Source organism: Streptomyces sp. CA-106110 (genome assembly GCF_050936285.1).
Taxonomy (GTDB): domain Bacteria; phylum Actinomycetota; class Actinomycetes; order Streptomycetales; family Streptomycetaceae; genus Streptomyces.
This window is the reverse complement of record NZ_JBNJNB010000001.1, coordinates 1423664-1437874: the sequence shown is the minus strand read 5'-3', so window position 1 is coordinate 1437874 and position 14211 is coordinate 1423664. Positions and strand designations below refer to the sequence as shown.

Below are 14211 nucleotides of genomic sequence, written 5' to 3'. Positions count from 1 at the left end.
GGCCGCCGGGATCCGCGGGCGCTGCGTACTAGGGCCGCAGACCGTCGAAGACGACGTTCAGATGGCGCGGGCCGCGGAGCACCGCGTTCTGCCGGTAGGGCGGCGGATCCTCGGCCAGCCGCGGGTTGTCCAGCCTGCGGGCCAGTTCGGACAGCGCGATCTGCGCCTCCAGCCGGGCCAGCGGCGCGCCGAAGCACGAATGGATGCCACTGCCGAAGCCGAGGTGCTGGATGTCGCCACGGTAGGGATCGAACCGGTCGGGGTCCTGGAAGCGCTCGGGGTCCCGGTTGCCCGCCGCGAGGACGAGCCAGATGCGCGAGCCCTTCGGAATGGTGACCCCGCGCACCTCGATGTCCGCGATACAGGTGCGCTGCGGCACGAGTTGCACGGGCGGTTCGTAGCGCAGCAGTTCCTCCACGATGTTGACGGCCAGTCCGGAGTCCTCGCGCAGCTTCCGCAGGTACTCCGGGTGGCGCAGCAGCGTGAGCATGCCGTTGGTGATCAGGTTGACCGTCGTCTCATGGCCCGCGATCAGCAGCAGTACGGAGGTGGTGAGCACTTCCATCGTGGTCATGGGGCCGTCGGGGCCGTGGCCCCCCACCAGTTGGGACAACATGTCCTCACCCGGGTTCTTGCTCCGCTGCTCGACCAGACCGGCCAGGTACATGCCCAACTGCAGCCGTGCCTCCTGCGCGGCGCGCCGGCGTTCGTCGCCGTCCTCGCCCGTGTCCGGATCCAGACCGGCGACGATCGGGTCGACCCAGGCGCGAAAGCGCGGCTCGTCCTCCCGTGGCACCCCGAGCACCCGGCAGATCACCGTCACCGGGAACGGGTAGGCGAACTGGTCGACCACGTCGATCTGCCGGGAGTCCCCGAAGCCGTCGATCAGGGCGGTCACCATCTCGGCCAGTTCGCCGCGCATGGAGTCGATCCGGTCGGGACTGTGCGGCGGGCCGAAGGGGCGGTTAGCCATCCGGCGCAGCCGGTCGTGCTCGGGAGGGTCGAGCCGGATGAAGCTCGGCGGCAGGCCCGTCGTCTCCGCCCCGTTCAACTCGTCGGCTCCCGCGGCGGCGAGGTTGGCGGCGTCGGAGCTGATCCGCGGGTCGTGGAGCAGGCTGAGAATGTCCCAGTACGAGCTGACGAGGTAGGGGCCGTCCTCCTCCTCGTGCAGCACCGGAGTCTTGCGCAACTCCTCGTACAGCGGATACGGGTTGGCGCGATTGGCGTGATCGGTGATCTGGCGCAGGAGCGAGGCGTGCGTCATGAGGCGTCCGTGCGCCGTGAGGCGCGGTGAATCGAAGGAGGTGCGAGACCTCCTCGCCAGGTTGTCGCAGCAGCCTGGTGGGAGCTGAGCGCAGTCCGATCCGGGAGACGCCGGGGAGGGCGGGAAGCAGCGCTGACAAAGCCGGGACTGCTCGGAACTACCAGACGGGCCGGGTCCGGCGAGCGAGATCAGAGGGCGTACGAGAGGAACCAGTGGTAAAGCTCCGTAAGCGTGGCACCGGCTCAAATCTGGTGGATATGGGCCGGGTTGTAGCGCACAGTTCGCTCGTTGAGCGGGCTGACTCCGTAGCCGACTTGGCGTGTCGGTGGGGAGGCCACGGCGAAAGCCTGCGGCGTAACCGTGGCGATGCTGCCGGGGCAAAGCTGGGCGCCGGACTGACCGATCGATTCACCGTGAACACGGGAACCATCTCGCGTTGTTCCCCGGGCCCGGAATCCATCCGGGTTCTTGGGATAGATACGTCGTCTGTCGAAGGCGCGGGATGGGGCGGAGGCCCCGTAGTAGTCCGAGCGGACGAGAGGTCCGCGCATGGCGAAGGGGGCCAGCAAGTCGGCAATAAGGATGCTGGAATGCCGGGAGGCCGTTGGTGAATACCGACGAACTGGAATACGTCTTACTCAAGGCGGAACGCCGGGTACTGGAAATCCAGACCAAGCTGCACCGTTGGGCCAGTGATGACCCTCATCGCAGGTTCGATGATCTGTACAACCTCGCCGCGGACCCGGGCTTCCTGCTGGTGGCCTGGGATCGGGTGCGGAATAACAAGGGCGCGCGCACGGCGGGAGTGGACGGCGAGACCGCCTACTACATCGAGTCCGTGCGGGGGCTGGAGGGGTTCCTTTCGGAACTGCGAGATGATCTCAAAGCCCGCACCTTCCGGCCCCTCCCGGCTCGGCGACGCGCGATTCCCAAGGCTGGCGGCAAGGTCCGCTACTTGGGGGTCGCGACCATCCGAGACCGGGTAGTCCAGGCGTCCGTGAAACTGGTGTTGGAGCCGATTTTCGAGGCGGATTTCCTCCCGTGTTCCTACGGATTCCGTCCGAATCGCCGGGCTCACGACGCAGTGGCCGAGGTGCACCATTTCGCATCCCGCTCGTATGAGTGGATTGTTGAAGGTGACATCAAAGCCTGCTTCGACGAAATCTCGCACACCGCTCTTATGGGCCGGGTGCGGGAACGGGTCGGAGACAAACGTGTCTTGGATCTGGTGAAGGCATTTCTGAAGGCTGGCATCCTCGATGAGGACGGCACGCTGGTGGATACCAACGCTGGGACTCCGCAAGGGTCGATTCTTTCGCCGTTGCTGAGCAATGTGGCTCTCTCGGTCCTGGACGAGCATATCGCCCAAGGGCCGGGCGGCCCCGGAGCCAGCCCGTATGGAAGGGCCAAGCGACGCCGTCAAGGTCTGCCCAACTACCGTCTCGTGCGGTATGCGGACGACTGGTGCCTGCTCGTGTCGGGCACCAAGGCACACGCTGAAGCCCTGCGGGAAGAAATCGCCGGGGTCCTGTCCACGATGGGCTTACGCCTGTCGCCGGAGAAGACCCTGATTACCCATATCGACGAGGGCCTCGTCTTCCTCGGCTGGCGCATCCAGCGCCACCAGAAGCGAGGCACCGGCAAACAGTACGTCTACGTCTATCCAGCCAAGAAGGCCCTGGTGGCCGTCATGGCCAAGGTGAAGACAATATGCCGGCGGAGCACGAACCTGTCGCTCGAAGACCTGCTGCGTCAGCTCAACCGGATGCTGCGGGGCTGGACCGCGTACTTCAAGTACGGGTGCTCGAACGCGACTTTCAGCTATCTGAGGGCCTATCTCTGGAAGGAGATCATCAGATGGCAGGAGCGCAAGCATCGGCGCGTTCCTTGGAAGGTACTACGCCGACGCTACGGCATCTGGCCCGCCGAGGGCGGGAAGGAATTGTTCGATCCGGCAAGAGTGAGCGCAAAGCGCTACTACTACCGGGGAACACGCATCCCGACACTGTGGCCGAGCACAGCATGAAGTGAACACCGACCCACGGGACTTGTGGAGAGCCCGGTGCGCTTAGCGGTGCACGCCGGGTTCGGGAGGCGACCCGGAGAAACGGGCTGGTCGTGAGGCCAGTACCGCGCTCCGGGTCGACCTCACTTGGGGCGTGGAGATCCGTGGGTGCGGGGCGGCCGGGCGCCGAAAGGCCGGTGGTCAGTGGCGTCCGGGAGTGAAGACCAGGCGCCGGTCGGTCGGCGAGTAGCCGCTGAGCGTCACGGTCGGGCCGTGGCTCGGCAGGGACGGGTCGGGGAAGTCGGCGGGGACCGGCTGCCGGCCCTCGGGACGCCGGTCCACCGTCGGGAACTCCGGGGGGAAGGGGGTGGCCGTCTCGATCAGCCGCTCGTAGAACTGCAGCCACCGCGTGCTGTCGAAGCTCACAGCGGCGATGACACGGTCCTGGTAGCCGTACACCCCGACGAACCATCGCTCGGTGAGCGATCCCTGCGTGATCATGATCTGTTCCCCCATGGGGGGAACACCGACCGACTTGATGTTGACTCCGAACTGCGACGACCAGAAGGCGGGGACCCACACGTGCGGACGGCGGTCGGCGGTGGCGCTGATCATGTTGTGCGCGGCGACCTCGGCCTGGGCGACGGCGTTGCCCCAGTGCTCAAGTGACAGGAACTGGTAGCCGAACAGCGGATGCGGAGACCGGGCGACGTCCCCGGCGACGAAGATGTCGTCGGTGACGATCCCCCGGAAGTCGAAGGCCCGGCAGCCCGCGTCGCAGGCGATGCCCCGGGGGCCCGCGCCGAGCCCGGACCCCTCGAGCCATTCGGTGTTGCGGGTCGCGCCGAGCGAGACGACCACGACGTCCGTCTCCACGACGCTGCCGTCGGACAGGTGGGCGGCGCGCACCCGGCCCACCGAGTCGCCCTGGAGCGCGGTGACCGTCACACCGGTGCGCAGGTCCACGCCGTTCTCGCGGTGCAGTTCCGCGGCCACCGCACCGACGACTCCGCCGAGCGCGCCCACCAGGGGCGCGCCCCCGCGCTCCGCCACGGTGACCGCGATGCCCTGTTCCCGGCAGGCCGAGGCGATCTAGGTCAAGGCTGGTCGCAGCCACCCCCAGAAGCCACTTCGCGTCGATCTCCCGGCGCTGGGGCAGATCGGTGTCGTGCGGGGACGCCCGGCCCAGCAGGACGGCCTTGGACAACGGGCGCCGGTCGTACGGCTCGTCCCCGATCATAGTGAGAGAGCCGGCGAACCGTTCCTAGTCAGTGAGCAGGAGTGAGTCTTGTACCCAATCCTGGTCAACTGGCGCATCCCGAACGGTGGTGGATGCACTGGTCGCCCGCGTTCGCGCCGCGTCCGGCGACACGGATCGTGTCCGTGGTCCAAGGATGCGGGGGCGGGTTTCCTCACGCCCGCGGGTGCCGTGTCCGGCCTGGGCGGTCCGATGCTGCTGTCCATCGCTCTGGTGGGCAGGAGGCGGTGCCGTCCGTCGCCGGATGCGGTGCCCGAGGGCGCGTCGTCCGATCGCGATGCTCGCGGCATCGTGACGGGTGGTCTTGCGGTTCTTGCCGGTGGGGGGTTTTTGCCAGTGCTGGGCGCCCCATCTGCTGGTGTAGGCCGGGTCGACGGCGATGATGGTGATGCCGAGTGCGGCCGCCATGCTGACGAGCCGGGCCCGCAGCTTGGATACGGGCATGCCGGAGATCACCTGCCTGAAGCGCTTCCTGCGCCCGTGTTTCTCCCGGGTTTTCTCCGTGCTGAAGTCGAGGTCTTCGATCGCGATCGACAGGCCGTGGCGTTGGGCCCAGTGCAGGAGCCGGATCAGTGCATGCCGTATCTGGGCATCACGATGCATCGCGGTGCCGGACAGGTCGTAGACGAACCGGCGGGGTTGGCCGCAGGGATTGCCGTGCTCGTCCAGCCGCCAGGCGGCGAGGTGGTCGGCGTTGGTGTCCACGCCGATCAGTCCGCGGGCGCGGGCTACGTCGAGGGGAACGGTTTTGACTGGTGGGATGGTCCAGGAGGCGGTGAGGTACCAGCGGGCGCGGTCTGTGTCGTAGTGGATGCGGTAGGCCACGGACCGGTTCGTGGTGATGCGGTCGGCCCACTCGTCGCTGCGGTGGTGGAAGACCGCAGCGCCGGTGAGCGTATACCGGCCATGCGGGGCGTTGGCCAGGTGGGCGAGCGGCGCAGGCAGTTTCAGTGACACTTCGCCCTCGGGCGTGACGCGGATCGTCTCATTGCCGAACCGCTTGCCCGATTCCCCATCCGCCTGCAGGAACCAGCGTGATGCTTCCCAGCGTTGCCGCCACTGGGCCTGCGTGAGCTGGGCGGCCGTGAGGTGGTGCCGGTTGCGCGCGAGCCGCTTCCCGCCGCGCACCACCCGGACCCGGCCCACGGCGTGGTCGGCCTGCTCGGCATGCAGCCGGTCTTGCAGGACCTGCAGGCGCCGGGACTTAGCGAACCACTCCCGTGCGCTGCGGTAGCCGCCCGACGCCCGCCTGTTTCCCTTCTCCCCGACCGGCAGGGACAGGCGGTGCGCGATCGTCCGCACGCCCACCTGAAGGCTTTGAATGTGCGCGAGTTGGGCACGCCGCGCAAGCGCCCACTGATCATGCGTGCCCTTGGTGATGCTCCCGGCCCAGCGCGACGAAGACTCCTCCGTGAGGGCTCGCTTACGCTCCGCCCACGTATCCGAGGAGTGCTCCAGGCCGTCGGCGCACCGGCGTTTGAGGTCCCTTGAGGCCAGCGAGCCCAGATGCGCGCCCACCAGGCGCAACACCTCCTCGTCGTCGGCGCTCAAGTGTTTTAGACGGGTGCGGATCGCCACGCCGGACGGGCCGACGGCCACGAAAGGGGCAGCGATCGTGCGCAACGACTCACCACGCATCGATGTACTCCCTCCGTCACGCTTGATCGGCAGCAGGAAGAACGGTACGTGCGGGCACTGACATCAGTGCCCGCCATGCGACGTGTGCGCACTGCAACCCGAACCAGTACATGCTCCGGCACCCCCATGCACGCTCCTGCACATCCGAAAACGACCAGTTCCCCACCCCTCGGCGGTGACGGCGCCGGCGCCCTGGGGAATCCCCAGCTGGATCAGGATGATCGCCGCCGCGAACAGCAGCGCGAAGACGACCCCGGCCAGCCCGGCGGCCCGCGGGGTCTCCAGCGGCTGCCGCTCCGGCCCCGTTATGCTCATGCGCGGCGCACTCCTCTCCGGCGGAACCTGACTCCAGCAAGCGGCCGTCGAGAGGGTGGCGCCAGCGGAGACGGCCGAACGGCAGACCGGTTCCGTGGCCCCTCCGGCCGGGCCTCAGCCGCTCGCCAGTTCTCCGAGGAAGCCGCGGACGTACCCGGCGACGGTGTCGAGGTGGCTCTCGATCAGGAAGTCACCATGGCCGCCACGGACGCACCCCGGTTGCGCAGGCGCGCCGTGACCCGTGCCGCACACCCGAGTCGTCCGTGCCGGTGATGTCCTCGGACACCCGCGTGCGCGGACCCTGGTTCAGGGCCCGCATGTCGTGTGCGTCGCGATGGCGCCCGTACGTGGTCTCGTTGGGCAGTACGCCGTGCGGGCCGGTCAGGCGCAGCAGCAGCTGGAGGTCCGGCAGCACTGTGCCGGCACTGCGGACGACGGTGGCGTCGGTGATGGGACGCCTTCGCCGCGGGCTTCCTCGCGGGCCTTCTGAGGGGGTGAGACCATGGCACGCGCTCCGGCCCGGCCGTGACCGCCGGTTCGGCCCTCAAGGCGACGGGGATCACGGTCCATTGCCGGACGTGAGTGGGATCGCACGACTCCTCGGTCTCCCGGCGCGGAGGTGGGCGGAACACGAGGGGTGAACTGTCGTCCGTGCCGCCGGAGCCACGGCATCCGGGAGATGCGCCTGACGGAGGAGTGCGCGACCCTCCGGGGCCTCAGCCGGCCTGGTCCGGCTGTGCCTCGTCCTCGGACCGCGCCGTCGCATCGGCGCCGTCGGGAGCGGTGTAGAAGACGGACGTGCCCTGCTTGGTGCGGTGGGCGTGATTCTTGGCCACGAGTCCTTCGAGCGTCGTGCGCACGACGGTGGTCTTGATACCGCGCTCGGGGTGAGCCTGACCGAGTGTGGCGGCGACTTCCGCGGCGGAGCGCGGTTCGCTCTGCCCGGTGAGGTGGCTGCGGACCAGTTCAACCAGCGTGGGCCCTGACGCCTTCGCGGAAGCGGACCTTCCCGCGCCCTTCTTGGCGGCGGCCTTCCCGCCGGTCCTCTTCCCGGCCGTCGTGTCCTCCTGTTCGGCACCGGACTTCTTCCCTCGCATCCGCTTGCTCGTGCCGACCCCGATGGACCGCTTCCTGCGCGGAGCAGGCACGGTGGCGCTGTCGGGCTCGGCCGCGGGCTGAGCCGGGGCGGGCGCGACACCGAGGGCCTGCTGCATGTTGACCAGCACCGCGTAGTCGACCTGGAGGGTGGCCAACTGCTCCTGCAGGGCGGCGATCTCCGCTCCGACGCGCTCCTGTTCCTTGGCGTTGCGCTCGAGGTCGCTGGTCACCTGGGCGGTGTACTGCGACGTCAGTTCCGTGGTGGTGGTCGTGCTGGTCTCCGACATGGTGCTGACCTCTCCTCGCCTTTTTGGCTGTGCTGACGGACCCGTGACACATGCGGGGAGCCGTGCGTGTGCGCTCCCGTGCCCGGTGTCCGGGTAGCAGGGGCGTAACCATTGGGCAATCCCCTGGTGTCCAGATAGTACGGACGACGGGAGATGAATTGTTCCTCTCGAGACATGTCTTTCCCCCACCGAACGGGAGAGATGGGCATCACTAACTCGTCGGGGGTCGTTGTCCCGAACGCGATTCGAGCCCCAACTCATCGTGAAGGAGCGGTAGTTGTGCGCATTCGGCCTGACATGGCAGTCGGCCGGACGAGTTGATCGCCGGGACGCCTCGGCGTGGTCGTCGCCGCTCGGGTCACGGCGTGCCGCGTGCCGGCCGACGAGGCGGGACGCCACATGTCCGGTGCCGCCCTGACCGGCCAGGAGGTGACGCCAGGCTTGAGGAGTTGGGGAAGCGAGGCGCCTAAAAGAGCTTGACGTAAGCGAGTTGAGCTCGTTCGTTGTGTATGCCGACCGTCACTCCGACTACGGCGGCGCCCCGCCCGGCCGGGCCCGTCGCCCCCTCGCCCGGGACCCCCCGTCCGGTGCTGCGACGTCGTACGGCCTGTCAGGTCGGTTGCGTGTGCGGGGTGGGACGGGGGACTGGTGTGGGTTGCCGACACGGCATGACACACCGTCAGTGCGACCATTACGCTAATAGGATTCTTCTTATTATCGTCTGCATGTCCGACACGACGGTTATTTCGCGCCTATGTACCGTCAATCTCGCATCGGCTTACAACCGACGTGTCTGAGACAGGAGAGGTGACATGCCAACGTGTTCCATCGCGCTAACCGCCGCTGTTGCGGCTGGTTCGGCCCTCGTGGCCAGTGGTATCACGTACGCCGCCACCGAGCCGGCGCGGGGCGGTGCGGAGGCCTGGCAGGTCGCCGCCACTTCCGCCGGTCCCGCTGTCGCTCCGCTCGGCGGCAGTAACGACAGCAAGGGCAACGGGAACGGCAACGGCAACGGGAACGGCAACGGGAACGGCAACGGGAACGGCAACGGGAACGGCAACGGGAACGGCAACGGTTACGGGAACGGCAACGGCAACGGTTACTGGAACGGCAACGGGGGCCGGGACAACGGGGGCGACCGCGGATACCGCGGAGACCATGGCGACGACTACGGTGACCGCGGTGACCGGGGTTACGACGACGACTACGGCTGGAGCAGGATCCACATCAACGAGCGCGACTACCCTGCCGTCCCCGACGGCTGCATCACCGTGGTCAGCGGCCTCGGAGCCGACAGCCTGAACGTCCGCAACGACAGCTGGAGGACCGTGGAGGTGTTCAACGGCGCCACCTGCGACAACGGCGCCCCGCTCGCGACGGTCGGTCCCCATAGCTCCAGCAACGGGCTCTTCCCCCGTCAGGTCAAGGGCGGTGTGCAGGTCGAGGACGGCGTCGTGGGCAGCTTCCGCGTGGTCCGTGAGTACTACGGCCACCACCGCGACTACGACTACGACGGCGAGTAACCGGCCGCCCGCCTGACGGTGAGAACGAGAACCCCGGCCCGCCGGAATCGGGCCGGGGTTCCGGTCTGGGTACCCCTGACCGGCGTGCCCGGGCTTCACACTAGGCCTTCGCCGGACGAGGGTGGGCCACCAGCGTGGCGAAGCGGCTCAGTGACTCGACTCGACCGGCGCGGGGATCGCGGGGGGCGATCGTTGAACCACCGTCGCGTCCCGTCTTTGGGGAACGCCGGGGGCACGCCTCAGTGGCGGTGGTGCGGCCCTGGTGGCGGGGGAGGCGAGGGCAGTTCGGTCGGTGGGGCCTCGCCCGGCCAGACGAGGAGGACCGGGCATGGGGCGTGGTCGACCACGAAGCGGGTGGCGGGGCCGAGACTGCGGGGCCCGAGCCGTGAGCGGTCGCCGTCACGTGCGCAGATGAGGAGGTCGGCCCCGGTGGCCGCCTCGACGACCTTCCGTTCCGTGCGTCCGTGGGTGAGAACTCGTTGGGCGGGGCGGCCCAGGCGCTGTTCGGCGCTGTCCAGGAGCCGGGCCGCGGCGGAGTCGGACAGTGCCTCGATGCGGTTCCCCGGGTCGCGTTCGGGGTGACCGCGCCCGAGGAGTCCGGCGAACGCGCCGTGCGCCGTCTCGGCGACGGTGTCGTCGAAGACGTACAGCAGCGTGATCTCCTCCTCGGGGACGACGCGGCTGAGCGCGGCGTCCACGCAGGCGGGCCAGGTGCCTTCGGTGATCCAGACGAGGGCGCTCATGGGCGGCTCCGGCGGTCCGCTGGGGTCAGATGCCGATCGGATGCAGCATCTCCCACGACGCGGGGGCGAAGGCAAGAAGCGCGGCCGCTTCGGATGGCGTCCGGGCGAGAACGCCGTTTCGTACCGCCCGGGTTGACCGGCCGGCCCTTTTTTCTTCGGTGTGCCAGGCGTGACCGAGCCCGGTCGGGGGTTAGATTCCGATCCACACGATTGTGTGTTCTATGGGCGTTGGGGGGAACTTGCGTTCACGCGGGGAGAGGCATCACAGTCCTGCCCGGGACGGCGGACTCGTCGGCGATGGACTGCCCTCTATACCGGGCGAAGGCGGACCGGAGCAACGGGGTGCCGCATTCGTCCGGGCGGCGCGGTTCATCGCACGCACACTGCTCGGCGAGTGGCACGGCATCGTCGTCGATCCGGTGCGGCGGCTTCTGCGGCGGGGGTTGGCCGGTCTCTCCCTGGCCTTCGTGGCCACCTGTGGCGTGATCTTCTTCCATGCGCTCGCGCAGCGGCCGACGGGTGCGGTGGCCGTGCGGCTGATGGGCGGCGTCACCGCCGACCTGCCGCTGTGGCTGGCCCTGCTGCGCACCCCGGTGTCCCTGTACGTTCCGGCCCTCGACCTGCCGGTGTGGGCGGGCATCACCCAGTTGTTCCTCGCCTTCGCGCTGGCCGAACTGTCCCTGGGCCGGGCCCGGACGCTGGCCGTGGCCTACGCCACGACGCTGGCTGGCACGCTCACGGTGCGGGTGATGCTCGCGCTCGGGCCGGGCTGGTGGGGTCTTGGTCTGCCGCCCGAGATAGGGAAGGTACTCGACACCGGGCCGTCCGCCGCGGTCGTGGGCCTGTTCACCTACCTCGCCGTCATCCGGCGAGCGCCCGTGGTGTTCACCCTCACCGGTGGCTCGATGGTCTGGGAGTCGATCGCCGTGCCCAACCTGGCGGGCCGAGAGCACCTGATAGCGGTGGGCGCCGCGATCGTCCTCGGTCTGCTGCACGGACACAGGAACGCGGTGCGGTGGTGGTGGGCCGCCCTGGTGATCGGCCTCTCCCGCCGGCCCGGCCGCGCGCGGCCGGGGATTCCCGTGCGGGTTCCGCCCGCGCGCTCCGGACCACCCGCGTCTGCTTCCCTGGTCATACGCGGGCCCTCGTCACCGGACCGGGCGCCGATGCGAGTGCCGGGACCAGCGCCAGCCGAGCAGAATCAGGTCGGCCGCGAGGATCAGGACACCGATGGCCAGAAGGTGGGTCAGGCCCTCGGCCACCACGCCGACGAGGCCGAAGGCGATCGCGACGAGGATCAGGAGCAGGAACAGCGCCATGGGTGGACACATCCTCCGGCATCCCCCGGCCCTCGTCGGGTCAGCGGCCCGCTCTGACCTGCGGACCGGTCGGCGTACGGCCAGGTCGGCGGATGCGCTGGTCAACGGCGCGCGAGTCGGCGACCGTGGTGGGCGCCGGGCTCGTAGCTCCTGTGGTAGTGCTTGAAGATCTCTTCTTCGCGCTCGACCGGCAGGATGTCGTCCGTGCCCATCGACGGCGCCTTCTTCACCTCTCCTCGGGCGTGCGCCACCTTGATGTATCCAGGTCCGAGGGTGGCCTCGTCGAGGGGGACGAAGACGAGTCGCTGCCGGGTCGGCATCCCGGTGCGTACGGTGGCCATGGCCGGCGCGTCGGTCTTCGTGTCGACGTACACCGCTTCCAGGGCCCCTATCTTGTGCCCCTTGGGGTCGATCACATCGCGGTTGCGCCACTCGCGGATGTCGGCTGAATGGATCATGCCCGCCTCCTAGGGGCCTGCAGCCTCCCGCCGGCCCACACCGGCGCAGGAATCACCTGCGCGAGGACCCCCGACTTTTTCACCCTACCCCGGCCTGCCTGTGAACGCGCGTTTGACCTGGCCTTTCTCCGACTCCGCAGGTCCGCTCCGGCGGCCCGGCGGCCTGTCCGGACCCCGCTCGGCGCCGGCTGCGGACTGCGACCCGCTCCCTTTTTGCTGTGAGCCGCAGCCTCTCACTCCAGGTCACAGGTATTCCGCGATGCCGGGCCGTGATCAGCGGCGGCTGGAATTTTGTCGACCGGTCGTCTACCTTCGGAAACGGCCGGCGCGAACGGGTGGCCGGGCATCGATCGAAAGGGACACTCATGAGCACCACCGGCCAGAAGGTCGCGGTCATCACCGGCGCGTCGCAGGGCATCGGCGCAGGACTCGTCGACGCCTACCGCAAGCTCGGCTACGCCGTCGTCGCGACCTCCCGCGGCATCGCCCCCTCGCAGGATCCGGACGTCATCACCGTCCAGGGCGACATCGCCGACGCCGCCACCGCCGAACGCGTCATCGCCGCCGGACTCGAGCGGTTCGGCCGGATCGACACCCTGGTCAACAATGCCGGCATCTTTGTCGCCAAGCCGTTCACCGAGTACACGCAGGAGGACTACGACGCGGTCATCGGGGTCAACCTGAGCGGCTTCTTCCGTATCACCCAGCTCGCGGTCGAGCAGATGGTCCGCCAGGGCGGCGGGCACGTCGTGCAGATCACCACCAGCCTGGTCGACCACGCCCTGTCGGCGGTTCCCTCGGCGCTGGCGTCGCTCACCAAGGGCGGCCTGCAGTCCGCGACCAAGGCCCTCGCCATCGAGTACGCGACGCAGGGTGTCCGCAGCAACGCCGTCGCGCTCGGCGTCATCAAGACGCCCATGCACGCCGAGGAGTACCACAGCACACTCGCCACCCTGCATCCGGTCGGCCGGATGGGCGAGGTGAGCGATATCGCCGACGCGGTCGTCTATCTGGAGAACGCCCCGTTCGTCACCGGCGAGATCCTCCACGTGGACGGCGGCCAGAGCGCCGGTCACTGAACCCCGCACCCGGGCGCCGTTCGCGGCGCCCGGGCGGTCCACTCGCGAAGTCCCAGGCACGCGGCCGGACCGACGGGGCCCCGAGCGTGCACGGGCTCACCGGGCATCGCTTCCGTTGTCCTCCGCGCGCAGCTTCGGCGGCTTTCGGCCTCCAGCCCCAGATGGTGGGCGACCGGCCGGTCCCCGGGCGAGGCCTCCTCGGGCGACTCGACGTCCACCAGGAGGAACTGTGCCGCCACGAGTTGCTCACGGACCTCGGTCACGTCGGCCCGAGTGACGATCCCTTCCGGCCTCGACACCATTGACACGATCGTCGTTCCTCCCGTGGATCACGGGCTGCGGCACCTCAAGTCTGCGTGGACGCCGAAGTCCCTGCACACGGAGCGACGCGTCCGTCCCGCAGGGGGCGGGATTCGAACGGGTGAGGTGCGCCCCGCAGGACGGACGCCGGACCGTCCTCGGCCGGCTTCCGGGAAGGACGGCGGCCGCTCCGGTCGCCGTCGAGAACTGGCGTATGGGGCGGATCCGCCCAGAGGTGCGGCGCGGTTACCCTCGGAGTGTGACGCAGGACGAGCACGGCGGGCCCGGGGTGCCCGACGGCGCACCCGGCCCCGGCGAAGGTGATCGGTCGTTCCGCCGGGCCGAGGGGGAGGAGAACGTCTTCGAGCTCGGCACGGACGGCCCCAAGGTCATAGTGGCCGGGGTCGACGGCTCGGACTCCTCCTGGCGGGCCGCCTCCTACGCCGCGGGTCTCGCGCGTCGCCAAGGAGCGCTGCTTGCGCTCGTGTATGTGCAGCCGATCGTCACCTCACCCTCCCCGGGCGCCATGGTGGCCATGACGGAGGCGACCGCTGAGATCGCCGAGGAGATCGTCGAGCACGCCCGAAGGTATTCCGAGAAGCTGGGTGACGTCTTCCGTGTGCGCTGGGAGTTCCACACCTTGCGCGGGGACGCCTTCGCCGGCCTCGTGCGGACCGCGGACGACCTGCGCGCCGACGCCGTGGTGGTCGGTGCCTCGGAGCAGGCGGGACACCGGTTCATCGGTTCGCTCGCGGTCCGCCTGGTCAAGGCGGCCCGATGGCCGGTCACGGTGGTGCCCTGACCTGCCGAGCGGCCGCGGCTGTGAGGGCGCTGCTGTCCGTGCTTTCCTGGTTACAAGGGAAAGGTTCCGGTATGACCCATGACAAAGAGGGCGGGCGGCCGGAGGCGCCTCGTCATGCCAGG

The 14211-nt window shown here is 69.0% G+C and carries 12 protein-coding genes and 1 pseudogene; 5 read left to right on the top strand and 8 right to left on the bottom strand.

Annotated elements, in window-relative coordinates; all coding sequences use genetic code 11:
• Positions 1-28: 28 nt before the first annotated feature.
• Entirely contained in the window at positions 29-1264 is a 1236-nt protein-coding gene (locus ACQEXA_RS06755) for a cytochrome P450 (RefSeq protein WP_432936182.1), read from the bottom strand.
• 607 nt (positions 1265-1871) lie between these two features.
• Between ACQEXA_RS06755 and ltrA the strand changes: the two genes are divergently transcribed.
• Positions 1872-3290, top strand: coding sequence for a group II intron reverse transcriptase/maturase (ltrA, locus tag ACQEXA_RS06750; RefSeq protein WP_432930471.1), 1419 nt, complete (start codon positions 1872-1874; stop codon positions 3288-3290).
• Between the two features lie 180 nt (positions 3291-3470).
• Here ltrA and ACQEXA_RS06745 read toward each other — a convergent pair.
• From ACQEXA_RS06745 to ACQEXA_RS06725, 5 genes and pseudogenes are all read right to left on the bottom strand, one after another.
• Positions 3471-4533: pseudogene (locus ACQEXA_RS06745) on the bottom strand (FAD-dependent oxidoreductase); the annotation flags it as partial.
• Positions 4534-6165, bottom strand: a complete 1632-nt coding sequence (locus ACQEXA_RS06740) for an IS200/IS605 family accessory protein TnpB-related protein (protein WP_433129015.1) — start codon at positions 6163-6165, stop codon at positions 4534-4536. It lies immediately after the preceding pseudogene.
• A 63-nt stretch (positions 6166-6228) separates the two neighbouring features.
• Complete coding sequence (locus ACQEXA_RS06735) at positions 6229-6480, bottom strand: hypothetical protein (protein ID WP_433129012.1); 252 nt, start codon at positions 6478-6480, stop codon at positions 6229-6231.
• 190 nt (positions 6481-6670) lie between these two features.
• Positions 6671-6895, bottom strand: coding sequence for a hypothetical protein (locus tag ACQEXA_RS06730; RefSeq protein WP_432936188.1), 225 nt, complete (start codon positions 6893-6895; stop codon positions 6671-6673).
• A 301-nt stretch (positions 6896-7196) separates the two neighbouring features.
• Entirely contained in the window at positions 7197-7865 is a 669-nt protein-coding gene (locus ACQEXA_RS06725; RefSeq protein WP_432936190.1) for a hypothetical protein, read from the bottom strand.
• Between the two features lie 866 nt (positions 7866-8731).
• Between ACQEXA_RS06725 and ACQEXA_RS06720 the strand changes: the two genes are divergently transcribed.
• Positions 8732-9388, top strand: a complete 657-nt coding sequence (locus tag ACQEXA_RS06720; RefSeq protein WP_433129010.1) for a hypothetical protein — start codon at positions 8732-8734, stop codon at positions 9386-9388.
• 239 nt (positions 9389-9627) lie between these two features.
• Here ACQEXA_RS06720 and ACQEXA_RS06715 read toward each other — a convergent pair whose 3' ends face one another.
• Entirely contained in the window at positions 9628-10131 is a 504-nt protein-coding gene (locus tag ACQEXA_RS06715) for a universal stress protein (protein ID WP_432936194.1), read from the bottom strand.
• Between the two features lie 221 nt (positions 10132-10352).
• On the opposite strand from ACQEXA_RS06715, the gene ACQEXA_RS06710 reads away from it, so the two are divergent.
• The gene (locus ACQEXA_RS06710) at positions 10353-11507 is read left to right on the top strand and encodes a hypothetical protein (RefSeq protein ID WP_432936197.1); all 1155 of its coding nucleotides are present in this window, start codon (positions 10353-10355) and stop codon (positions 11505-11507) included.
• 44 nt (positions 11508-11551) lie between these two features.
• Here ACQEXA_RS06710 and ACQEXA_RS06705 read toward each other — a convergent pair whose 3' ends face one another.
• On the bottom strand, positions 11552-11908 hold the full coding sequence (locus ACQEXA_RS06705; protein ID WP_359397694.1) for a PRC-barrel domain-containing protein: 357 nt from the start codon (positions 11906-11908) through the stop codon (positions 11552-11554).
• A 365-nt stretch (positions 11909-12273) separates the two neighbouring features.
• On the opposite strand from ACQEXA_RS06705, the gene ACQEXA_RS06700 reads away from it, so the two are divergent.
• Both ACQEXA_RS06700 and ACQEXA_RS06695 read left to right on the top strand, forming a co-directional pair.
• Positions 12274-12987: an SDR family NAD(P)-dependent oxidoreductase gene (locus ACQEXA_RS06700; RefSeq protein WP_432936199.1), complete on the top strand. Its 714-nt coding sequence runs from the start codon at positions 12274-12276 to the stop codon at positions 12985-12987.
• A 691-nt stretch (positions 12988-13678) separates the two neighbouring features.
• Positions 13679-14089: a universal stress protein gene (locus tag ACQEXA_RS06695; RefSeq protein ID WP_359397729.1), complete on the top strand. Its 411-nt coding sequence runs from the start codon at positions 13679-13681 to the stop codon at positions 14087-14089.
• The last annotated feature ends 122 nt before the right edge of the window (positions 14090-14211 follow it).

Coding starts and splice junctions, on each gene's coding strand:
- ACQEXA_RS06725 (WP_432936190.1), bottom strand. CDS start 7,865: ATGTCGGAGACCAGCACGACCACCACCACGGAACTGACGTCGCAGTAC.
- ACQEXA_RS06755 (WP_432936182.1), bottom strand. CDS start 1,264: ATGACGCACGCCTCGCTCCTGCGCCAGATCACCGATCACGCCAATCGC.
- ACQEXA_RS06710 (WP_432936197.1), top strand. CDS start 10,353: ATGGGCGTTGGGGGGAACTTGCGTTCACGCGGGGAGAGGCATCACAGT.
- ACQEXA_RS06705 (WP_359397694.1), bottom strand. CDS start 11,908: ATGATCCATTCAGCCGACATCCGCGAGTGGCGCAACCGCGATGTGATC.
- ACQEXA_RS06715 (WP_432936194.1), bottom strand. CDS start 10,131: ATGAGCGCCCTCGTCTGGATCACCGAAGGCACCTGGCCCGCCTGCGTG.
- ACQEXA_RS06735 (WP_433129012.1), bottom strand. CDS start 6,480: ATGAGCATAACGGGGCCGGAGCGGCAGCCGCTGGAGACCCCGCGGGCC.
- ACQEXA_RS06740 (WP_433129015.1), bottom strand. CDS start 6,165: ATGCGTGGTGAGTCGTTGCGCACGATCGCTGCCCCTTTCGTGGCCGTC.
- ACQEXA_RS06700 (WP_432936199.1), top strand. CDS start 12,274: ATGAGCACCACCGGCCAGAAGGTCGCGGTCATCACCGGCGCGTCGCAG.